The sequence below is a fragment of the Citrobacter sp. C13 genome (genome assembly GCF_014596815.2).
In the GTDB taxonomy this organism is placed as follows: Bacteria; Pseudomonadota; Gammaproteobacteria; order Enterobacterales; family Enterobacteriaceae; genus Citrobacter; species Citrobacter portucalensis.
This window is the reverse complement of sequence record NZ_CP115024.1, coordinates 3,742,937-3,766,093: the sequence shown is the minus strand read 5'-3', so window position 1 is coordinate 3,766,093 and position 23,157 is coordinate 3,742,937. Positions and strand designations below refer to the sequence as shown.

General features: G+C 52.9%; 17 protein-coding genes. 8 read left to right on the top strand and 9 right to left on the bottom strand.

The features are described from left to right. Nucleotides 1-18: 18 nt before the first annotated feature. Nucleotides 19-648: a LysE family translocator gene (locus IB222_RS18065; protein WP_063941265.1), complete on the bottom strand. Its 630-nt coding sequence runs from the start codon at nucleotides 646-648 to the stop codon at nucleotides 19-21. 109 nt (nucleotides 649-757) lie between these two features. On the opposite strand from IB222_RS18065, the gene IB222_RS18060 reads away from it, so the two are divergent. The 3 genes from IB222_RS18060 to foxA all read left to right on the top strand — a co-directional run bounded on the left by IB222_RS18060 (nucleotide 758) and on the right by foxA (nucleotide 5,001). Beyond that, nucleotides 758-1,663 (top strand): LysR substrate-binding domain-containing protein, encoded by a 906-nt coding sequence (locus IB222_RS18060; RefSeq protein ID WP_149384031.1) that lies wholly within the window; start codon nucleotides 758-760, stop codon nucleotides 1,661-1,663. A gap of 124 nt (nucleotides 1,664-1,787) precedes the next feature. After that, a complete protein-coding gene (locus IB222_RS18055; protein WP_071444609.1) occupies nucleotides 1,788-2,771 on the top strand; it encodes a helix-turn-helix transcriptional regulator in 984 nt (327 codons plus the stop codon). 121 nt (nucleotides 2,772-2,892) lie between these two features. Further along, entirely contained in the window at nucleotides 2,893-5,001 is a 2,109-nt protein-coding gene (foxA, locus tag IB222_RS18050) for a ferrioxamine B receptor FoxA (RefSeq protein ID WP_122973923.1), read from the top strand. 908 nt (nucleotides 5,002-5,909) lie between these two features. Here foxA and IB222_RS18045 read toward each other — a convergent pair. The 4 genes from IB222_RS18045 to IB222_RS18030 form a co-directional block, all read right to left on the bottom strand. Next, on the bottom strand, nucleotides 5,910-6,458 hold the full coding sequence (locus tag IB222_RS18045; RefSeq protein ID WP_126319128.1) for a hypothetical protein: 549 nt from the start codon (nucleotides 6,456-6,458) through the stop codon (nucleotides 5,910-5,912). A 144-nt stretch (nucleotides 6,459-6,602) separates the two neighbouring features. Beyond that, on the bottom strand, nucleotides 6,603-7,700 hold the full coding sequence (locus IB222_RS18040; RefSeq protein WP_126319126.1) for a 4Fe-4S binding protein: 1,098 nt from the start codon (nucleotides 7,698-7,700) through the stop codon (nucleotides 6,603-6,605). A 219-nt stretch (nucleotides 7,701-7,919) separates the two neighbouring features. Then, the gene (locus IB222_RS18035; RefSeq protein ID WP_126319124.1) at nucleotides 7,920-9,308 is read right to left on the bottom strand and encodes a diguanylate cyclase; all 1,389 of its coding nucleotides are present in this window, start codon (nucleotides 9,306-9,308) and stop codon (nucleotides 7,920-7,922) included. A gap of 79 nt (nucleotides 9,309-9,387) precedes the next feature. Next, nucleotides 9,388-10,020, bottom strand: a complete 633-nt coding sequence (locus IB222_RS18030; RefSeq protein WP_003830900.1) for a LysE family transporter — start codon at nucleotides 10,018-10,020, stop codon at nucleotides 9,388-9,390. Nucleotides 10,021-10,286: 266 nt separating this feature from the next. On the opposite strand from IB222_RS18030, the gene yahO reads away from it, so the two are divergent. Further along, entirely contained in the window at nucleotides 10,287-10,562 is a 276-nt protein-coding gene (gene yahO, locus IB222_RS18025; RefSeq protein ID WP_032942474.1) for a DUF1471 family periplasmic protein YahO, read from the top strand. Nucleotides 10,563-10,594: 32 nt separating this feature from the next. Here yahO and prpR read toward each other — a convergent pair whose 3' ends face one another. Continuing rightward, nucleotides 10,595-12,205 (bottom strand): propionate catabolism operon regulatory protein PrpR, encoded by a 1,611-nt coding sequence (gene prpR, locus IB222_RS18020; RefSeq protein WP_126319122.1) that lies wholly within the window; start codon nucleotides 12,203-12,205, stop codon nucleotides 10,595-10,597. A 253-nt stretch (nucleotides 12,206-12,458) separates the two neighbouring features. Here prpR and prpB point away from each other — a divergent pair, with 253 nt between their 5' ends. From prpB to prpE, 4 genes are all read left to right on the top strand, one after another. Continuing rightward, the gene (gene prpB, locus IB222_RS18015; protein ID WP_003830903.1) at nucleotides 12,459-13,340 is read left to right on the top strand and encodes a methylisocitrate lyase; all 882 of its coding nucleotides are present in this window, start codon (nucleotides 12,459-12,461) and stop codon (nucleotides 13,338-13,340) included. A gap of 80 nt (nucleotides 13,341-13,420) precedes the next feature. Beyond that, nucleotides 13,421-14,590 carry a 2-methylcitrate synthase gene (gene prpC / locus IB222_RS18010; protein ID WP_003830904.1) on the top strand — a complete coding sequence of 390 codons (1,170 nt, stop codon included), beginning with the start codon at nucleotides 13,421-13,423 and terminating at the stop codon, nucleotides 14,588-14,590. A 39-nt stretch (nucleotides 14,591-14,629) separates the two neighbouring features. Next, nucleotides 14,630-16,081 carry a bifunctional 2-methylcitrate dehydratase/aconitate hydratase gene (locus IB222_RS18005; RefSeq protein ID WP_048236009.1) on the top strand — a complete coding sequence of 484 codons (1,452 nt, stop codon included), beginning with the start codon at nucleotides 14,630-14,632 and terminating at the stop codon, nucleotides 16,079-16,081. A gap of 40 nt (nucleotides 16,082-16,121) precedes the next feature. Beyond that, the gene (gene prpE / locus IB222_RS18000) at nucleotides 16,122-18,008 is read left to right on the top strand and encodes a propionate--CoA ligase (RefSeq protein ID WP_149384032.1); all 1,887 of its coding nucleotides are present in this window, start codon (nucleotides 16,122-16,124) and stop codon (nucleotides 18,006-18,008) included. A gap of 92 nt (nucleotides 18,009-18,100) precedes the next feature. Here prpE and lacA read toward each other — a convergent pair whose 3' ends face one another. Genes lacA through IB222_RS17985 form a run of 3 tightly spaced genes read right to left on the bottom strand, consistent with a single transcriptional unit; the run spans nucleotide 18,101 to nucleotide 23,129 of the window. Beyond that, a complete protein-coding gene (gene lacA / locus IB222_RS17995; RefSeq protein ID WP_149384033.1) occupies nucleotides 18,101-18,712 on the bottom strand; it encodes a galactoside O-acetyltransferase in 612 nt (203 codons plus the stop codon). Between the two features lie 28 nt (nucleotides 18,713-18,740). Continuing rightward, on the bottom strand, nucleotides 18,741-19,994 hold the full coding sequence (locus IB222_RS17990; RefSeq protein ID WP_003830908.1) for an MFS transporter: 1,254 nt from the start codon (nucleotides 19,992-19,994) through the stop codon (nucleotides 18,741-18,743). Between the two features lie 57 nt (nucleotides 19,995-20,051). Then, nucleotides 20,052-23,129, bottom strand: coding sequence for a beta-galactosidase (locus IB222_RS17985; RefSeq protein ID WP_149384034.1), 3,078 nt, complete (start codon nucleotides 23,127-23,129; stop codon nucleotides 20,052-20,054). Nucleotides 23,130-23,157: the final 28 nt, after the last annotated feature.

Sequence of the window (23,157 nt, the reverse complement as noted above, 5' to 3'; positions counted from 1 at the left end):
TGAACAATTCGTTGGGGATCACATCGCGGGTGAGAGCATTTGTAGCGCGTGTACATTATAAATAATGCCAAACACCGCCACCGCGAGTAGAAACAGGGAGGAGATAAAAACGCTGCGTCTGGCAAACCGCTCTGGCATCCAGCGTTTGAAAACTATGATGTAAAAAGACAGCACCGTAACATCAAAAATAACCCACACCAGCGTTAGCGTCAGAATGCTGGTGGTGAAATCTTGCGTAATGGCAATGAACTGGGGAAAAAACGCTACGAAAAACAAAATGTCCTTTGGGTTAGCGACCCCTGTCAGAAATCCATGGATAAGCCCGCTGTTATCGCGTTTTGGCGCACACAGTCCGGGGTTTGAGTCCCTGGCCCGCAGGCCGTTAATCGCCATCACACCGATATACAACGATCCCACAAGACCCAGTACGCCAAGCCATATCGCAGAGATTGAAACCACACCAGCTAACATCAGTGCAGCCAGAGCAATCAATACTAAAGAAGCGCCGTTAGTGCCAATCAGCGTGAGAAAGGCCCGGCGATAGCCGTGCTGCGACGCGGTGGTGGTAATCAGCGCCACGACAGGACCCGGAGTTAACAGCAGGGTTACTACGCTGAGGCTATAGGCAGCCAGTAAAGTGAAATTCATACCTGATTATCCTGATGATATTTTCCATCAGTATTCCGCCTGCGTGGCGCATTGAAAAACGAATAAAACTGCGCTCTACTGTGAGTAAAACTCAACATAGAAGCTGAGAATGACGCTACCTCCGTTGTATGCCCTGAGGGCTTTTGAAGCCGCAGCCCGTCTGGGATCGTTCAGTAAAGCCGCTATTCAACTTAACGTGACGCCGGGCGCGGTAAGCCGTCATATTCGCACGCTGGAGGCATGGTTTGGTTGTGAGCTATTTGTCCGCAGCGGCCCGCGTATCGAGATAACGCCTTCTGGCCAAGGGCTGGCGCAGCAGTTGACGGCTGGGTTTCAGAGTCTGGAACACGCGTGTCATGCCTTTCGCAGCAGCAGTCATGAGCTACGGCTGAAAGCGCCGTCTACGTTGACGATGCGTTGGCTTCTGGACGTGCTGCGTCATTTCCGTGAAGCGCATCCGACCCCGGTTGTCGAAATTTCCAGCGTCTGGATGGATACCGATTCGGTATCCTTCGGTCGTGAACCGTATGACTGTGCGATCCTGTTAGGGAATGGCCATTTTGGTGACGATACCGACAGCCGGTTGCTGTTTCAGGAGTGGCTTATCCCGGTGTGCTCAACCGCACTGCTGGTGCAGGCGCAGTGCGATCTTTCTGCGTGTGAACTGATTCATCCCTCAGCGGATCGCCGTGACTGGCGTCGGTGGCTGCAACGCACCGGGAAGTTTCCGGCGTTGAATCTTGCGCGAGGCAAAGTGTTCGACACCCTGGAGCAGGGCAGTCTTGCTGCGATGAGCGGTCATGGCGTGTCCGTTGCCGACCTGCTGTTAAGCCAGGCGGCCATTCAGGCAGGGATGTTGGCGTTACCGTTTAAAGATGCGGTAGCGACTGGCGAGGGCTACTACCTTGTCTGGCCAAAGACTTCAACACGGCTTAGAAATATTGAGCTGCTGTATCGCTGGTTAAAAGAGGCTGCGCCGTGTATCTCATCGACAGATCTAAACTGGCTGGATTAATCTGTTTATTCTGCTAATTATCCATATTGATAATAGTTCTCATTATTATTGTCGTGATGCGCAGGTAATGGTAATGTTGCTTCAGTTATAAACCGTTAATCCCATTTCCTGTGCAGAAGACAGCATGAACAATACCACCGCCCTGAATGCCTCCGGACGCGTCGCTCGCACTTTCTCCGTCAGCGAGTTTATGGATTTTGGTGAGCGCTACGGGATCGATTACCGCTTTCCCCAGTTGGCACAAAGGCCGGATTTACCGTCTGGCAGCCCTGTTCTGCAAGGTGAAATTGAGGAGATGACTCTCCCATGTGGGATGTGCGTGACGCACTCCGACGTACAGGTATTGCAACCCTACGAAACCACCTCTCGTCACGACAGCCCTCTGTATATGCTGGTGGTACTGGAAGGCTGCGTGATCCTGACGCTTAACGGACAGGAGCACGTGGTGCGCTCCGGCATGGCGTTTAGCTCACGCTTGAGTGAGCACCAGACGATGCGTGCCCGTCATCATGCTGATTGTAAACTGCGGACATTATCGCTTGGTTTGTATCCCGACGGTGCGTGTCGCACGGGGTTGCTCGAATCGTTGATGCGTGAGTGGGAAAGATGCCAGACGCCAACGCTTATCTGGCAGGTGCCGGGGTTTTTACTCAGCGGACTGCAGTACGCGCAGCAGAGCACGATTAGCCATGTTTCTCGTCAGCTGATGCTGGAAGGGCTGATATTACAACTGTTCGGTCATGGCCTCAGCGTGTGTCAGGTCGAGAGCGGTAAACGTCTTGCGGCGAGCGGGGAGCAGCAGCGGCTGGAGGTCGTTCGCCGACTGCTGGAGCAGAGTCCCGAAAATGACTACACCCTTAATGAACTGGCCCAACGCGCGGCGATGAGTCCCAGCAGCCTGCGCAGTAAGTTTCGCGCAGCCTATGGCTGTTCGGTATTCGACTACCTGCGCGATTGCCGTCTGGAACGTGCGCGCGGCTATCTACTGGAAGGATATAGCGTACAACAGGCGGCCTGGATGTCGGGTTATCAGCACGCCACCAACTTTTCTACCGCTTTTCGTCGCCGTTACGGCTTTTCGCCCGGCGATTTGCTCAAACTTTGCTAATCCATATTTGCGTTTTACGCACGTGATTTCCTGACAATTTGGCACTGCGCATAGGCAACCTGGCATTCGGCATAGCTATCTCCGTCAGCAAAAAGGTAATAATTCTCACTTACAATTAGACATGCCTTTGGAGATATTCATGTTCGCGAAGACTCGCTTGGCGCTGCTGGTGGGATGGGTGACCGGCAGCGTGGCTTTTCCTCTGCTGGCGCAGGAAACAACAAAAAACGATACGGTGGTTGTCACCTCGCAGATGCAGAGCGGGGCCACGAAGCTTGCCACGCCGGATATTGAAACGCCGCAGTCGGTATCGATCGTTACCCGTGAGCAGTTTGAAGAGCAGGGCGCAACCAGCGTGCGCCAGGCCGTCAGCTATACGCCGGGGGTGTACAGCAATCAGATTGGCGCCTCCAACCGCTTTGACTACATCGTGCTACGTGGCTTTTCTGACGGTAGCCTGGATAACGTCTATCTCGATGGTCTGAAGATGATGGGCGACACCAACTCACACAGCTCGCTGGTGGTCGATCCGTGGTTCCTCGAAGATATCGAAGTCGTACGTGGCCCGGCTTCCGTACTGTATGGTCGTTCCTCTCCGGGCGGTATTGTGGCGCTGACCTCACGTAAGCCGTCGTTTGATGCGGGCGGCGAAGTGAAGCTGTTTGCTGGCAACAATAACCAGCGCGGCGCGGCGTTTGACGTTACCGGGGCACTGGATGATAACGATCGCGTGGCGGCGCGACTGAGCGGGATGACGCGTTACGCGGACTCGCAGTTTGGTCCATTGAAGGAAGAACGTTACGCGCTGATGCCCAGCCTGACTTGGCGTATCACCGACCAGACGCGTCTGGATCTGATGGCCTATCTGCACCGTGACCCGGAAGGCGGTAGCCACTCCGGTCTGCCGTATGACGGCACCGTGGTTCCGCATTACGGGCAAAAGATCTCCAACACCTTTTACGAAGGCGAGGATGATTACGACAAATACGATCGCCGTGAAAACATGGTGGGCTACAACATTGAGCATATGTTTGATAGCGGTTGGTCGGTGCGGCAAAAGCTGCGCTATCTGCATACCGACGTTGAGCTGAATCAGGTGTATGCGGCGGGCTGGCTGAATGAAACCGAGCTTAATCGCGGTTACTCCGGCTCCGATGAAAAAATGTCGGCGATTACGCTGGATAACCAGCTCGACGGCAGCTTTGATACCTGGCAGGTAAACCACCGTCTGCTGGTGGGGATCGACTATCAGGATCGCAGCAACAATACTACCGGTTACTACGGCGCTTTCCCGCCGATTGACGCTTTTAATCCAGTGTACGGCGCGAAGCCTGATTACATCGACATGTATGCGCGTGAGAAACACAAGCTGCGCCAGACGGGTTACTATTTGCAGGATCAGATGTCATGGGATCGCTGGCGTATTACGCTCGGTGGTCGTTACGATCAGGTCAGCGTTTCTAACATTGATAAGATCAAGAATACTCGCAGCGATCTGGATAAAAACAACTTCAGCACCCGCGCCGCGTTGCTCTATTTATTCGATAACGGCTTTGCGCCGTACGTGAGTTATTCTACTGCCTTTACGCCAACCAGCTTTGCCGATGAGAACGGCAATCTGCTGGATCCGATGAAAGGCAAGCAGTGGGAAGCCGGGCTGAAATATGAGCCGGAAGGACTCAACAGCCAGTTCAGCGCATCGGTATTCCGTATCAATCAGACGAATATCGCCACCAAAGAAGAGCCGACCGATCCGTACCGCTCGATTGGGGAAATTGAATCTGAAGGGGTGGAGCTGGAGGCAATTAGCCAACTGACGGATAGCTTCCGTTTGCAGGCGGCGTATACCTATACCGACATTCGCTATAAGAAAAGCAGCCCGGAAGAGCAGGGCAAGCGCGCAGTGTACGCCCCGCGTAATCAGGCCAGTACCTGGCTGAGCTACGATGTGAAAAGCGGTCCGCTGGACGGTCTGACGTTGGGTTCAGGCGTGCGCTACGTTAACGGTATTACCAGCGATCGCCTGAATACTCACACCCTGCCGTCCTACACGCTGGTGGATATGGTGATTGGTTACGACTTAACGAATATCGGCATTAAAGGGTTGAGCGCGCAGTTGAACGTTAACAACCTGACCGACAAGCGCTACGTTGCGGCCTGTAACTCGCTCTCATACTGCTACTTCGGCGCCGAGCGCAGTATTGTCGGCAGCGTTTCGTGGAAATTCTGATGTTTTAGCCGGATGCGGCGCTGGCGCCTTATCCGGCCTACGGCAGCGTGCAAATCGTAGGCCTGATAAGCGCAGCGCATCAGGCATTGTGGATTGCGGCTATTGTGTAAAACCGTTTTGCATACAAATTTGCGCGCTGGCGCCTTATCCGGCCTACGGCAGCGTGTAAATCGTAGGCCTGATAAGCGCAGCGCATCAGGCATTGTGGATTGCGGCTATTGTGTAAAACCGTTCTGCAGACAAATCTGCGCGCTGGTGCTTTATCCGGCCTACGGCAGCGTGCAAATCGTAGGCCTGATAAGCGCAGCGCATCAGGCATAGTGGATTGCGGTTATTGTGTAAAACCGTTTTGCAGACAAATCTGCGCGCTGGCGCCTTATCCGGCCTACGGCAGCATGTAAATCGTAGGCCTGATAAGCGCAGCGCATCAGGCATAGTGATTGCGGTTATTGTGTAAAACCGTTTTGCAGACAAATCTGCGCGCTGGCGCCTTATCCGGCCTACGGCAGCATGTAAATCGTAGGCCTGATAAGCGCAGCGCAACAGGCATAGTGGATTGCGGTTATTGTGTAAAACCGTTTTGCAGACAAATCTGCGCGCTGGCGCCTTATCCGGCCTACGGCAGCGTGCAAATCGTAGGCCTGATAAGCGCAGCGCATCAGGCGTTGTGATTGCGGCTATTGTGTAAAACCGTTCTGCAGACAAATCTGCGCGCTGGCGCCTTATCCGGCCTACGGCAGCATGTAAATCGTAGGCCTGATAAGCGCAGCGCAACAGGCATAGTGGATTGCGGTTATTGTGTAAAACCGTTCTGCAGACAAATCTGCGTGCTGGTGCTTTATCCGGCCTACGGTAGCGTGCAAATCGTAGGCCTGATAAGCGCAGCGCATCAGGCGTTGTGATTGCGGCTATTGTGTAAAACCGTTTTGCATACAAATTTGCGCGCTGGTTCTCAGAGTAAAGGCAACTTTGCCTGGGTACTGGCTGTAATAGTTATGCTCTTCTTCCAGCCCTTTTGCCTGCGCCAGACGTACCGTTTCCAGCGAGCAGGTACGGTAGATCAGGTCTTTATTCATATTGGTCTGCTTCTCGCGCTGTTTATCTGCGGACAGCGCCAGCCAGCTTTCGGACAGTGAGTAATCATAGACTACCCGATTTCCTTTCGCCTGCACGTTCTCAATGGTAATGAATTCGTCGATTTTCAGTCTTGGCTGCCCACGCATTTTTTTCTTATCTTCTGCGGCAGCATATTGGGCCAGCGCATGAATATCCATACTGGCTATTTTCTGTTTATAAGCATCTACATAAGCGGTAGGTTGCTGATAATGCTGAGCGTAAGCGTTTCTTAATTCCCCGTCGCTCATCGTACAACCCGCCAGAAAAAGAGGTAATAGCAGTGCCAGTTTTATTTTAGTCATGATGTTATCCCGTTCATTATTTTGATCCCAGTCGCCCATAACAAAATAGAAAAATTATTACAGATGATATTTAAGGTTGTATAAACGAGAGCGCGATGGCACAAGTTCAATTGTCTTAAAATGGCAAAAGACGCGGGAAACCCTGCCAGAATTGGCAGGGTTTTGAACATACTGATAAAAAAATTAATGGCCGATCATCTTTGCCTTCGGGATCAGCTGGAAATACATATGATCGGGCACTGGCGTATCCCAGACATTGGCATAAACGGCATAACCAATAGTGGCAAACAGAATGCCCAGCACCAGTAGCGTCATGGCAACACCTGACAGCGTCCTCTGGCGCCATAATGATTTACCACCGTTGCCTTGTGCTCCAGGCGGAGTCTGCAGTGAAAAGCTCAGCGTTGAGGCTACCGGGCAGGATTCAACGCAGGTCATGCAGCCAGTGCATTCCACGGTACGCACCTGAATCAGTCTGTCGACCGGGATATTCGACGGGCAGTTTTTCGCGCATTTTCCGCAGTCGATACAGCTGTCAGCGTTACGGCGGATTTTAAACGGTGAGAGTAATGAGAACAGGCCGAGCAGCGCACCATAAGGGCACAGATAGCGGCACCAGGCATTGCGAATAAACAGGCTCAGGACGCTGATAACGATAACAAAGATGAGCGTAGCGGAGCCAATATGGCGAAAGAAATCGAGCATCTTCACGTCGATAATCATGCCATAGGCCGACATTAGAAAATACTGAATCCCCTGCGCAGGCATCGACAGGGCGATATACAAAAAGAAACTCAGCAACAAATACTTCAGACTGAGCAGCGGAATATCCAGCCAGCGCGGCAGCGTGAAGTTGCGACCAAATACTTTTTTCCCCAGATTGCCGAGCAGTTCGGACAGCGTGCCCACCGGGCATAACCACGAACAGAAGGCTTTTTTTAACAACAGACTAATCAGGATAAACGCAACTAACAGCAGCATGGAGGCGGCATGGATAGGCGGAAGAAAACCAGTCTCCAGCGTATAGCGGATATTCATCAAACCCGCGATTGGTAGCCATCCCTCAATACCACCTGGCCTTGGAATATAGACGCTGGTGCCGGCGGTTTCGAAATAGCGGACCCAGTAATAGAACGTTACGCCAATATAAATATTAATAGCCAGCAGGAGAAACTGGGTGGCTTTTCGCCAGCTGCTGGCGTTGCGCCAGTCATTCCACGGCAGTTTGCCTCCGATCGTGCCAGGACGGCGCTGCCAGCGCGTTCTTTTCTTCCCGTTCATGATTTTATACTATCCCTCATATTTCCCCTTCTGCATTCAGAAGGCGTCATCACCGGGATATGCTAGCGCTATTCAGATTTGGTGTATTTGATTTGCATCTTATTACGTGGCTGTTATTTTCATCATGCCAATATGCCTGAATAAAAATAACAGCTCGATATTTATCGCAAGTCAGATAAATACCCTGAATGGGGTATTTATTTCTCTGCAGGGCAATGGTTATTCCTGATAAACCTCAACGCGGTCGCGACCATTACTTTTTGCCTGATAAAGTGCGCGATCGGCTTTATCAACCAGCTGTTTGTAGTCGGGATGATAATCATATTCGGCAATACCGATACTGACGGTAATAGAAAACGTTTCTGTCGCAGAGGCTGCCATGCGCATCCCGGCAATTTTCATACGCAGCGTTTCCAGAATAATACTGGCCTGCGATTCATCTGACTCGACGAGCAAGATCATAAATTCTTCACCACCGTAGCGGAACACGTAATCGCTGCTACGGATATGATCATAAATGACCGCTGCGACATTTTTGAGCGTCAGATCGCCGGTATTATGCCCGAAGTTATCGTTAATTTGCTTGAAGTAGTCGATATCCAGCATCGCCAGGCTAAAAGGCTTACGCGCATGTAACGCCAGCGAGATTTCGCGTCGCATGATGGTCGGAATAAAGCGGCGATTAAGCAACTGGGTCAGCGAATCTTTACCATTTTCCTGCTTAACCAGCGCCTCAAACATCGAAGCGAGCAGGAAATGGATTTTTGCCGACAGCTGGCGAACATCCTGTAATAAGCTCATCCGCTCGGGTTCTGTCGGCTGATGCTGAGGTGACAGGGTGGTCGTCAGACGGGTGTCGATCTCTGCAATTAGCGATTCCATTTCTTTGAGCAAATTGCTGTTGCCAAGAATATGTTTTCCCTTATGTGAGAACCACATACCAAAATCAGAGTTCGCCAGAAACACCATTTCACCGAAAGGCATTCCGGTGGCAATGTTATAGATAAACTGGTTTTCCCAGTCGGTAAATGAGCGAATTTGCCGTTCGCGCTCGACGTTAACGTCATCGTAAATGGTCTGCAGGCGATACTGCTCCTGCGTATGCAGGGAGTTTTGGTGGCTTGGGGAATAGGAGACGGTCATGGCCTCCAGCGCAGTATCCATTGCCAGGCTGCTGAAACAGATAGCATTGCTCAGCAGGGAAGACGAGTCGTCAGCTTTGGTTTTCAATACCCGATACAGCTCATCCTTGAGCTTACGCGCGCCGCGATTCACCAGATCGATGGGCAGACCGATGCGGGCATGCACCACGCCAATTTTGCGCTGTTTGGCCAGCAGCTGCGGTAGATCTTCGTGCGCGCTGCCGAGCACGCTGCGTAACCAGTCAAACATACTACCGCTGAGGCGGGTACTGACCTGTTCCGTATTAAGGAACAATGCGCTCTGGGCATGGGAGAGCATATAGTCATAAAAAACGGTCACTAAATGGCGGATCTCTTCATCGCTTAACGATGTGAGGAGCGTGTGAACGTCAGGCGATGTTTGTCGTATCAGCGCCTGCCATTCCGTAAGGAGTAATGTGTCGTTTACCGGTTCAACCTGTTCCATCTCACTGCCACTCAACCTGCGATTAAAAATTCAGGCGGTATTACGGACAATTACCTCACGATGGTCAAGTTAAACTCTCTTATCGATGGCTAATACCTTCATAAATAAGTCTTAGCGCGAAGACACCTATTATTGCGCCAATTACCCGGCTGGCAACCCGTTGGATACGACCATACGCCCGTCGCACGGCAGGCAAAGAAAATGCCTGGCTGAGAAAAATACGCCAGATAACGGAAGACAACACAATGCCTGCCCAGGCCATCAGTCTGGCCCACGTAGGTGTGTCTGCGCTTAAGGTGACCGAGAAGATACTAATAAAAAACAGTACAGTTTGTGGGTTCGATAAATCTGTTAGTAATCCACGGCGGAAAAATACATACCAGGGGGCGGAAAGCGGCTGCTGTAGCGTGGGCATTTGCGGCGTGGCCTGATGGCGGATGCTGTTCCAGGCAAACCACAGCAGATAGGCGCCGCCGACAATCTTAATCAATGAAAATATCTCTTCACACTGGGTGATTAGCGTTGCCATACCAAAGAGCCCAAGGCCGGAGTAAAACGCATCACCTAAGGCAACACCCAGACCGGTCATCACACCTGCGCGTCGTCCGGATGCCAGGCTAGTTTGTACCACCACGAACAGATTTGCGCCGGGGTTAAAAAAGGTTAAAACAAACAGGCTGACGGTGAGTACAACGGCGTGCAAAGGTTCCATAGACAACGTTTCCATTAGTAAACACGGGAAAGACAGCTAACACTATAATTTTAGTGCGCACGTCATTCTGCGCATTCACTCACAGTGCGCGTTGAAAACGTAGCGCCACTGCGTTTTGCGTAATTAACGATTCGCAAAATCTCTTTATATTTCCGCCTGCTCTGGATCTTTTTGTCAGCCTGAACTACTTATTAATCATCCTTGACTCGCATGTCGAATGTTCAGGGGGCGATGATGGCATATATAACAAAATCTGGAGCTTTTATATGAAAACTGGAATTAAAGTACTTATTGGTGCGTTAGCTTTTGTTGTGACCAACGCGTATGCCGCGGAATTTATGACGAAGGTTGAGTTTGAAAAGGTTGAGTCTCAGTACACAAAAATCGGTGACATTTCAACGAGTAATGAAGTATCTACTTCGGATGCTAAAGAAGACCTTCTGAAGAAAGCTGAAGAGAAAGGCGCTGACGTGGTGGTATTAACCTCCGGCCAAACGGATAACAAAATCCATGGCACAGCCAATATTTACAAGAAAAAATAATGTGCAGCTGTAAAAAATACAACACCCGTCGGTCATTGTACCGGCGGGTTTTCTTTTAATCGGCGCCAGAACGTGGTTCTGCTAATTCCGAGATAGCGTGCAGCCGCGGTTTTATCACCATTGAATTGTGCCAACACCTGCTGCGGCGTCAGCAATGAAGATGCTTGCGGTGAGTCAGCAGCAATGGCCAGTTCCGGTAATAGCTGTTGTAAAAAATCCATATTCAGCTCCGGCTGCGGCTCGACGCTTAAAAATAGCGCCAGGCGCTCCATCATATTACGCAGTTCGCGGATATTCCCCGGCCAGCCATAATTCAGCAGCGTCGGCTGACTTAATCCCAGCCCCTTGCGTACTGGCTCAGAAAACGGCACGTCCAGTTCCGCCAGCGATTGTTTTAAAAAGCTTTCCGCCAGCGGCAGGATATCGGGCAACCGCTCGCGTAGCGGCGGCAGCTTGAGGCGTAAAATGCTCAGGCGATAAAACAGATCGGTACGAAATTCCCCCTGTTTCATCTCCTGCTCCAGATTACAATGTGTGGCGCTAATCACCCGGACATCGACCGGAATCGGCTGATGTCCACCGACCCGGGTAACCTCTTTTTCTTCCAGCACGCGCAGCAGTCGGGTTTGTAACGGCAGCGGCATCTCGCCTATCTCATCAAGAAACAGGGTTCCGCCGTGGGCGATTTCAAACAGGCCCGCGCGCCCCCCTCGGCGAGAGCCGGTAAAGGCGCCGTCCTCATAGCCGAACAGCTCCGCTTCCAGCAATGACTCGGTGATTGCCCCGCAGTTGACGGCAACAAACGGCGGCGAGGGTTTACCGCGTCGATTCTCCTGACGGGTGAAAAACTCACGGTGAATGGCCTGTGCGGCCAGCTCTTTACCCGTTCCTGTTTCGCCCTGAATGAGGACCGGCGCACGCGAGCGGGCGTAGAGCATAATGGTGTGCCGCACCTGTTCCATCTGCGCAGAGTGACCGCGCATATCTCCCAGCGCATAACGGGTGCGTAACGTATCGCCAGAAGCGTACTGACCGTTTCTGCGCAGCGTCAGGCGAGTCATATCCAGCGCATCGACAAAGGCCTGGCGCACGGTGGCCGCCGAATAGATAAAGATGCCGGTCATACCTGCTTCTTCTGCCAGATCGGTAATCAATCCCGCACCAACCACTGCCTGCGTACCGCCGGCCTTCAGTTCGTTGATTTGCCCACGGGCATCTTCCTCGGTGATATAGCTGCGCTGTTCAAGCTGCAAATTGAAGGTTTTTTGAAACGCGAGAAGCGCAGGAATGGTTTCCTGATAGGTAATGACGCCAATCGACGAGGTGAGTTTTCCCGCTTTTGCCAGCGCCTGTAGCACGTCGAATCCGCTGGGTTTAATCAGGATCACCGGAATCGATAAACGGCTTTTCAGATATGCCCCGTTGGAGCCCGCCGCAATGATGGCATCGCAACGCTCGGTAGCCAGCTTCTTACGGATATAGGCCACCGCTTTTTCGAAACCAAGCTGAATGGGGGTGATGGTCGCCAGGTGGTCGAACTCCAGACTGATGTCGCGAAACAGTTCAAACAGGCGGGTGACCGAGACTGTCCAGATAACCGGTTTATCGTCGTTCACTCGCGGCGGTAGATGCGTATCTGCCATAACTAACCCCAAAAATTAAGGAACCGAGTAGTAGGGTTTAGTTGTGTTTCATAAATGTTGCAATGAAACGTGAAGGAACGTTTCATGAAACGATAGCTGACACGCTTTTGTGCAACAAAAATAGAAGTATTGGATTTAATATATTGTTTTAAAAGATAAAAAATTAAATTGAAGAGAAAATAAGCTCCCTGGCATACCCCTTGCTTTAGAAATATCAACGAACGATAACAAGTTGATAACAAGAGGACGGGATATGTCTCTACACTCCCCAGGGCTGGCGTTTCGCGCTGCGCTTACCAAAGAAAACCCATTACAAATCGTTGGCACCATCAATGCCAACCACGCTCTGCTGGCTCAACGCGCCGGGTATCAGGCGATTTATCTCTCCGGCGGTGGCGTCGCTGCGGGCTCGCTGGGGCTGCCGGATCTCGGTATTTCTACCCTTGATGATGTGCTGACTGATATTCGTCGCATTACGGATGTTTGCCCGCTGCCATTGCTGGTGGATGCGGATATTGGTTTTGGATCGTCTGCATTCAACGTGGCGCGTACCGTCAAGTCGATTTCCAAAGCGGGTGCTGCTGCGCTGCATATTGAAGATCAGATCGGCGCCAAGCGCTGCGGTCATCGCCCGAACAAGGCGATCGTCTCGAAAGAAGAGATGGTCGACAGGATCCGTGCAGCCGTTGATGCGCGCACCGATCCCAACTTTGTGATTATGGCGCGAACCGATGCACTGGCGGTGGAAGGGTTAGAGGCAGCCATCGATCGTGCCCAGGCGTATGTCGAAGCGGGCGCTGACATGCTGTTCCCGGAAGCCATTACCGAACTTGCGATGTACCGCCAGTTTGCCGATGCGGTACAGGTACCAATTCTCGCCAACATTACTGAATTTGGCGCCACACCGCTGTTTACCACCGATGAACTGCGCAGCGCGAATGTTGCGATGGCGCTATACCCGCTGTCAGCTTTCCGCGCCATGAACCGCGCGGCGGAGAAGGTTTACAACGTGCTGCGTCAGGAAGGTACGCAAAAGAACGTTATCGACATTATGCAGACGCGCAACGAGCTGTATGAAAGCATCAATTACTACCAGTTCGAAGAGAAACTCGACGCGTTGTACACAAAAAAGTAACCGTCGTAGGCCGGATAAGGCGTAGCCGCCATCCGGCAATAAATTAGTACCCTACATATTACAATAATGACGAGGACAACATGAGCGACACAACGATCCTGCAAAATAGTACCCATGTCATTAAACCCAAAAAATCGGTTGCGCTGTCAGGCGTCGCTGCCGGAAATACTGCCTTATGTACCGTGGGTAAAAGCGGTAACGATCTACACTATCGTGGCTACGATATTCTTGACCTGGCACAACAGTGCGAATTTGAAGAAGTTGCGCATCTGCTGATTCACGGGAAATTACCCACCCGCGATGAGCTCACCGCCTATAAAAGCAAACTGAAAGCGCTGCGCGGATTGCCCGCTAACGTGCGCACCGTACTGGAAGCGCTGCCTGCCGCCTCGCATCCGATGGACGTGATGCGCACTGGTGTTTCCGCGCTGGGTTGTACTCTGCCAGAAAAAGAAGGACATACCGTCTCCGGCGCACGCGATATTGCCGACAAACTGCTGGCATCGCTCAGTTCTATCCTCCTGTACTGGTATCACTACAGCCATAACGGCGAGCGCATTCAGCCGGAGACCGATGATGATTCTATTGGCGGTCACTTCTTGCATTTGCTGCATGGTGAAAAGCCATCACAAAGCTGGGAAAAGGCGATGCACATTTCGCTGGTGCTGTACGCCGAACACGAGTTTAACGCTTCTACCTTCACGGGGCGTGTGATTGCGGGAACTGGCTCTGATATGTACTCCGCGATTATCGGTGCGATTGGCGCACTGCGTGGGCCGAAACACGGCGGAGCGAATGAAGTATCGCTGGAGATCCAGCAACGCTATGAAACGCCGGATGAAGCCGAAGCGGATATCCGTAAACGCGTTGAAAATAAAGAAGTGGTGATTGGCTTTGGTCACCCGGTTTACACCATCGCCGACCCGCGCCACCAGGTGATCAAGAGCGTGGCGAAACAGCTTTCTCAGGAAGGCGGTTCGCTGAAAATGTACAACATCGCCGACCGTCTGGAAGAGGTGATGTGGGAAACGAAAAAGATGTTCCCCAACCTCGACTGGTTCTCGGCAGTCTCTTACAACATGATGGGCGTCCCCACTGAAATGTTCACACCGCTGTTCGTTATCGCCCGCGTCACTGGCTGGGCGGCGCACATCATCGAACAGCGCCAGGACAACAAAATTATCCGTCCTTCCGCCAACTATACCGGCCCGGAAGATCGCGTATTTGTCCCGATTGAAAAACGTTGCTAATGCAAAACCTCTAAAGATAAAAAACAGGAAATGTACCCTATGTCTGCACATATTTCGAACGTCCGCCCTGAATTTGACCGTGAAATCGTTGATATCGTTGATTACGTCATGAACTACGAGATCACCTCGAAGGTGGCGTATGACACCGCGCATTATTGCCTGCTTGATACCCTTGGCTGTGGCCTGGAAGCGCTGGAATATCCGGCCTGTAAAAAACTGCTGGGGCCGGTTGTACCGGGTACCGTCGTCCCGAACGGTGTGCGCGTACCAGGTACCCAGTTCCAGCTCGATCCGGTGCAGGCGGCGTTTAACATCGGTGCGATGATCCGCTGGCTGGACTTTAACGACACCTGGCTGGCCGCAGAATGGGGTCATCCTTCCGATAACCTCGGCGGTATTCTGGCGACGGCTGACTGGCTGTCGCGCAATGCGGTGGCGGTGGGTAAAGCGCCGTTAACCATGAAAAAAGTGTTAACCGGAATGATTAAAGCCCATGAAATTCAGGGCTGTATCGCGCTGGAAAACTCCTTCAACCGCGTCGGTCTGGATCACGTCCTGCTGGTAAAAGTCGCCTCCACGGCGGTGGTTGCCGAGATGCTCGGCCTGAACCGCGATGAAATTCTCAACGCCGTCTCGTTGGCGTGGGTCGACGGTCAGTCGCTGCGTACCTATCGTCATGCGCCGAATACCGGCACGCGTAAATCCTGGGCGGCTGGCGATGCCACCTCACGTGCTGTACGTCTGGCGCTGATGGCGAAAACCGGTGAAATGGGATACCCGTCCGCACTGACGGCAAAAACCTGGGGCTTCTATGATGTCTCTTTCAAAGGCGAATCTTTCCGCTTCCAGCGCCCGTACGGTTCGTACGTGATGGAAAACGTGTTGTTTAAAATTTCCTTCCCGGCAGAGTTCCACTCGCAAACCGCGGTAGAAGCGGCGATGACGCTGTACGAGCAGTTACAGGCCGCAGGTAAGACCGCTGCCGATATCGAAAAAGTGACCATTCGTACGCACGAAGCCTGTATCCGCATCATCGATAAAAAAGGCCCGTTGAATAACCCGGCGGATCGTGACCACTGCATCCAGTACATGGTGGCTATCCCGCTGCTGTTCGGACGCTTAACGGCGGCAGATTACGAAGACGGCGTGGCGCAGGATAAACGCATTGATGCCCTGCGTGAAAAGATCAACTGCTTCGAAGATCCGGCCTTTACTGCCGATTACCACGACCCTGAAAAACGCGCCATCGCGAATGCCATCACGCTTGAATTCACCGACGGCTCACGCTTTGAAGAAGTGGTAGTGGAATACCCAATCGGCCACGCGCGCCGTCGTAATGACGGCATGCCGAAGCTGGTTGAGAAGTTCAAAATTAACCTGGCGCGTCAGTTCCCGACCCGTCAGCAGCAGCGCATCCTGGATGTCTCCCTGGACAGAACTCGCCTGGAACAGATGCCGGTCAATGAGTATATGGACCTTTATGTAATCTAAACCTGCGTGCGGCAAGGCGTAAGTTCAACAGGAGAGCATTATGTCTTATAGCGAGTTTTATCAACGTTCTATTACGCAGCCGGAGTCGTTTTGGGCCGAGCAGGCCCAACGTATTGACTGGCAGCAGCCGTATACGCAGGTGCTGGACCACAGTAATCCGCCGTTTGCCCGCTGGTTTTGCGGCGGCACGACCAATCTGTGCCACAACGCCATCGACCGCTGGCTGGAGAAACAGCCTGACGCGCTAGCGCTGATTGCTGTGTCATCAGAAACTGAAGAAGAACGCACGTTTACCTTTCGTCAGCTGTATGACGAAGTGAACGTCGCGGCGGCGATGTTGTTGTCGCTGGGCGTACAGCGCGGCGATCGGGTACTGGTTTATATGCCGATGATCGCCGAGGCGCACATTACGCTGCTGGCCTGCGCGCGCATTGGGGCGATCCACTCGGTGGTGTTCGGTGGTTTCGCCTCGCACAGCGTAGCGGCGCGTATCGACGACGCCCGACCGGTGGTTATCGTGTCGGCGGATGCCGGGGCGCGCGGCGGCAAAATCCTGCCGTATAAAAAGCTGCTCGATGATGCGATCGATCAGGCGCAGCACCAGCCGCGTCATGTGGTATTGGTCGATCGCGGTCTGGCGAAAATGGTGCGGATAGAGGGGCGAGACCTCGACTTTGCCGCGCTGCGCCAACAGCATCTCGGCGCGCGGGTGCCGGTTGCCTGGCTGGAGTCGAACGAAACGTCCTGCATTCTCTACACCTCCGGGACAACCGGTAAACCGAAAGGCGTGCAGCGCGACGTTGGCGGCTACGCGGTCGCGCTGGCGACCTCGATGGACACAATTTTCGGCGGTAAAGCGGGCGGCGTGTTCTTCTGCGCATCGGATATCGGCTGGGTGGTTGGGCATTCGTATATCGTGTATGCCCCACTGCTGGCGGGGATGGCGACGGTGGTTTACGAAGGGTTGCCAACGTACCCAGACTGTGGCGTATGGTGGAAAATTGTTGAGAAGTATCAGGTCAGCCGGATGTTCTCTGCCCCAACCGCCATCCGCGTGCTGAAGAAATTCCCGACCGCGCAAATCCGCAATCACGATCTCTCCTCGCTGGAGGTGCTGTATCTGGCGGGTGAGCCGCTGGATGAACCGACCGCCAGTTGGGTAACGGAAACGCTGGGCGTCCCGGTTATCGACAACTACTGGCAGACTGAATCCGGTTGGCCGATTATGGCGATCGCTCGCGGGCTGGACGACCGCCCGTCGCGGCTGGGTAGCCCAGGCGTGCCGATGTACGGATATAACGTGCAGTTGCTCAATGAGGTGACCGGTGAGCCCTGCGAAGCGAATGAAAAGGGCATGCTGGTGATTGAAGGGCCGCTGCCGCCGGGCTGTATCCAGACTATCTGGGGTGATGACGCGCGGTTTGTGAATACCTACTGGTCGCTGTTTTCTCGCCAGGTGTACGCCACCTTTGACTGGGGTATTCGCGATGCGGACGGCTATTACTTCATCCTTGGCCGTACGGATGATGTCATCAACGTGGCCGGGCATCGGTTGGGGACGCGTGAGATAGAGGAGAGTATTTCCAGCTATCCGAACGTTGCCGAAGTGGCTGTGGTCGGCGTGAAGGACGCGCTGAAGGGGCAGGTCGCGGTCGCGTTTGTCATTCCGAAACAGAGCGACAGCCTTGAAGATCGCGACATCGCACATTCGGAAGAGAAGGCGATTATGGCGCTGGTGGACAGTCAGATTGGTAATTTTGGCCGTCCGGCGCACGTCTGGTTTGTGTCGCAGTTGCCGAAAACGCGCTCTGGCAAAATGCTCAGACGGACGATCCAGGCGATCTGTGAAGGCCGCGATCCTGGCGATCTAACGACCATTGACGATCCCGCGTCGTTGCAGCAAATCCGTCAGGCTATTGAAGAGTAACATCGTGTGATGCCCGGCGGCGCAATGCTTACCGGGCCTTTTAGTATTGTAGGCCGGATAAACCACGTGAGTGGTGCATCCGGCATGACGACTTAAAGTAACGGATCCACTTTATAATTTTGGTAATAGTACTCTTTATCTCGTTCATTAATGGTTCTGAGAACTCGACAGGGAACCCCCACGGCCACGACATCTGCCGGAATGTCTTTTGTGACTATACTCCCCGCGCCGATAACGGAATTATCGCCAATCGTTATGCCGGGATTGATCACTACGTTACTGCCAATCCATACGTTATTGCCGATGGTGACTGGAAAGGAAAACATCTCTCCGGATTTCCTTAATTCATGGTGCACAGGGTGACCCGTTACCGTGATCGTGACGTTTGGTGCAATTAAAACGTTATCGCCGATGGTGACCGTGTAATCATCCACAATGGTAAAGTTAAAATTGGCGTAGAAGTTTTTGCCAATGTGAATATTGCTGCCGTAAGAGAAATAAATGGGGGGTTCAATCCACGCATTTTCTCCTATGGAGGCAAATATTTCGCGAATCAGTTTTTCCCTCTTTTTAATCTCAGATGGACGCGTGTGGTTAAACTCATACATTAACTCCTTTCCGCGCAGTCTCTCTTCCGGCAGCCCCTCGCACATATCAGTAAACAGCTTGCCTGCTTTCATTCTGTCTCTCATAGACATGCTCATCGAAGATATTCCTTCTTGTTATTTGTCTTCAGACTTGTTTACCTGCCGGGGTGAAAACGCGGGAAAACGGCCCTGGCCCGCTAAGGGTAAATACGGAAATCAGCGTGAAGCTCAGCGCAATAATCCCCAGCACCAGATAAGCTCCCTGGAAACCAATGCTCTCATACATTTTTCCGGCCAGAACTGACATGAAAATCATGGCTAACTGTTTGAAGAAGCAGAAACACACCAGATAAATCGTGGCTGAGAAACGTACTTCGAACTGGCTGGTGATGTATTTGAAGCAACCGACGATCAGGAACGGTATCTCAAACATATGCAGCGTTTTGAGAATAACGACCTCCAGTGCAGTGGTGGCGAATGACGAGCCAATAATCCTTACCGACATAATCGTACCGGCCAGCAGCAGGGCGTTCTTTCCGCCGATGCGGTTCACAATCAGCGGCGCAAAGAACATGATCGAGGCGTTGAGCAATTCCCCCATCGTTGTGACGTAGCCAAACACGCGGGTACCCTGTTCGCCGGTGGCAAAGAACGAGGTAAAGAAGTTGGCGAACTGCTGGTCAAATACGTCATAAGTGCAGGAAACGCCGACCACGTACAGGGAGAGGAACCAGAGTTTCGGTTGTTTGAATAACTCCAGCGCCAGCTTCAGGCTGAATGCCGAGTTGTTGGCGCCTACCGCATCCGCGACTTTTGCTGAAGAGGGGGCATCTGTTTTTGAAAAGAGCAGCAGCAATGCCAGAATGACCGCACAGCCAGAACCTAACCAGAAGACAAACTGGTTATTGATGGTGAACATAATTCCGGCAATCGAGGCGCACAGCGCCCAGCCCACGCAGCCAAACATGCGCGCGCGACCAAATTCAAAGTTGCTTCGGCGGCTGGCTTTTTCAATATAGGCTTCAATCGCCGGAGCGCCGGCATTGTAAATAAAGCCAAGGTAAATCCCGCCGACAATTGAACCCAGTAAAATATTAACCTGCAATAATGGGCCAAATACGTAAATAAAAAACGGGGCAAACATGACCAGCATGCCGGTAATTACCCACAGCAGATGTTTACGCAGACCAAGCTTATCGGACAGTAGTCCGAAAATTGGCTGGAATAACAAAGAAAACAGTGAGATACAGGCGAAGATGATGCCGGTGTCGCCTTTACTGATATGGTTTACATCGTGTAACCAGATAGGGAAGAAGGGGAAATACGCACCCATAATAAAAAAGTAAAAGAAGAAGAAAAAGCCGAACATCCAAAAGTTAGTGTTTTTTAAATAATACATAACAGACTTCCTCAGGAAAAATAAGGGCAGGTCATAACCTGCCCATTATTATTATGTTTAACCCCAGATAACCTGGTAGTGATAACGCCCGGCGCTTAGCTGGAATTCCGGTGACACGGAAGGACTCCACGAATCATCGCCGCCGACGCCCATATGGAAGCCATCAATATTGAGCCAGGTGCCCGCCTCAGGTTGCAGCAGATGGCGGTGGCTGGTTTCCATCAGTTGCTGCTGGCTAAAGCGGCTGATGTTGAACAGGAAGTCTCCGCGCCACTGGTGCGCTCCGTAGTACAGTTCGCGCGTGCCGCAGCGCAGACCGTTTTCGCTCGGGAAAACATACGGGGTGTACATCTCATCAAGCGACAGATCCCAGCGATCGAAACAGGCGGCGCCCAGACGGTCCGGGTAGTTCTCATGCGGGCCGAGACCTAACCAGTTCACTCGCTCCGCAACCTGCGCCAGCTGGCAGCTCAGGCCGATGCGGGCCGGATGCGGCGTACCGCTGGCAACGTCAACATCCACCGTTATCTGCATTTCACCATTGCCGTCAATATGATAGCTTTTTCGGCTGACGAACAGCGTTTCGCCCTGATACTGCCACGCATGTTCGGTGGTGATCAGTACCGCACTGCTCAGCGTGTCGGCAGCACAGTGCAGTAACGTTGCTTCGACCTGATAATGACCGGCAGCCTTCCAGCGTTCAATCCAGGCATTAGGGTCGATGCGGGTTGATTCGCTCACGCCGATATCGTTATCCAGCGGTGCGCGGGTGAACTGGTCGGTCAGTGGGGTTAACAGTTGGGCTTTATCGCCAATCCAGTACTGTGTCAGCAGGCCAGACTGACGGTCGAATTGCCAGCGCTTGTTATCGTTCTCAACGGTAAAGATGTTTTCGCTAACGTTAAGCTGTGGCGCGAAACAGTGAGTTGGCTGCCGTGCCAGACTGAGTTTTTCTTCCAGCTTCCACTGCTGCCAGGCGCTGATATGCCCGGCGTCTGACCATGCGGTTGCCTGAGGTTGTTCTACGCGCACTGTCAACCACAGCTGGCCTGCGGTTTCCGGCATCGGGACATCAGGCAGGGTAATCACCTGGCGGCCCTGTGGGGCGATATCCAGAACGATTTCTCCGGCGGCCAGCGGATTGCCGTCCTGAGCAATCGACCAGTGCAGAACTTCGTTATCGCTGCGGCGGAACAGATATTCGCTGGTCACTTCAATCTGGCGTTCAGCGCCCGGAAGTAACGTGAACTGGAAAAACTGCTGTTCATGTTTGGCCTCATATAACGCCGGATGCGGAGTGCGATCGGCGAACACCAGCCCGTTCATGCAAAACTGACGATCGTTAGGCGTGTCGCCAAAATCGCCACCGTAGGCTGACCATGCCTTGCCGTTATCATCATATTTAATCAACGACTGATCCACCCAGTCCCAGACAAACCCGCCCTGCAGGCGCGGATACTGGCGGAACGCTTGCCAGTATTTGGCGAAGCCGCCAAAACTGTTGCCCATGGCGTGGGCGTATTCACAAAGGATCAGCGGACGCTGCTCGCCGGGCATCGACAGCCACTTTTTAATCGACCATTTGGGGACTGCGGGGAAGGGCTGATCCTGATCTACGCGGGCGTACATCGGGCAAATAATGTCGGTCGCCGCGGTATTTGCGCCGCCGCCTTCATATTGTACCGGGCGTGACGGGTCTTCTGATTTTATCCAGCGGTAGAGTGCGTCGTGATTGACGCCATGGCCGGATTCATTGCCCAGTGACCAGATGATAATGCTCGGATGGTTGCGATCGCGTTGTACCATGCGCGTGACGCGCTGGCTCATGGCAGGCAACCAGGCGGGATCGTCGGTGAGGCGGTTCATCGGCACCATGCCATGGGTTTCAATGTTGGCTTCGTCGACCACATACAGACCGTAGCGATCGCACAGGGTGTACCACAACGGATGGTTCGGGTAATGTGAGCAGCGCACGGCGTTAAAGTTATTCTGCTTCATCAGCAGAATATCCTGCACCATCGTCGCCTCGTCCATCACCTGGCCGTTGACCGGATGGTGCTCATGACGGTTGGTACCGCGAATCAACAGCGGCTTGCCGTTTAACAGCAACAGGCCGTTTTCGATACAAACCTGACGAAAACCAACGTCACAGGCTTCCGCTTCAATCAGCACTCCGCCCGCGGTGTGTAACTGCACAACGGCGCGGTACAGATTGGGCGTTTCGGCACTCCACAGCGCCGGTTTTTCGACGTTCAGACGCAGAGTCACCCGGTCATGATAAGCGCCGCGTTCATCAATGATCTCGCTGCCGAGCGGTGAGGTCGTTTCGTGGGTAAGCGTTTCACCTTCCCACAATTGCAGGGTGACGCGTAAATCTTTGCTCTCGCTGCCCGCCACTCTGACTTCCGCTTCCAGCGTGGCGCGGCTGAAGTCATCATTAAATCGGGTATTAATGCGCAGGTCGCAGATTTGCGTAGTGGGCTTATGCAGCAGGGAGACATCGCGAAAAATACCGCTCATGCGCCACATGTCCTGGTCTTCCAGATAGCTGCCATCGCTCCAGCGCAGCACCATCACAGCCAGGCGGTTTTCGCCGCGCAGCAGATAATCGCTAAGATCAAACTCAGACGGTAGACGGCTATCCTGACCGTAGCCGACCCAGCGGCCGTTGCACCACAGATGAAATGCGGAATTGACGCCGTCAAAAACAATGCGCGTCTGACCTTCATCTAACCACGCGTCTTCGATATTAAATGTGAGCGAGTAACATCCCGTCGGGTTCTGCGCCGGAACGTATGGAGGATTCACCGGGATTGGGTAGGTGACGTTGGTATAAATTGGCGCATCGTAACCGTCCATCTGCCAGTTAGAAGGGACGGTGATGATGTCTGCTTGTGGCAGATCGCTTGTCAGCCAGCTTTCCGGTACTGCCTCCGGCGCGGCAAACCAGGCAAATTGCCATTTGCCATTCAGCGAGCGTAACTGACTCGAACGCTGATTGGTACGTGCATCATCCGCTGAGCGCCAGCTACAGAACGGCGGGTGCGCTTCCAGGCGGTTGAACTGCGTGACGCCGGGATTTTCCCAGTCGCGGCGGGCCAGAACAGCGGAGAGTGAATCTGTGTTCAGGTTCATAACGGTATCCTGTTTGAATTTGTTATTC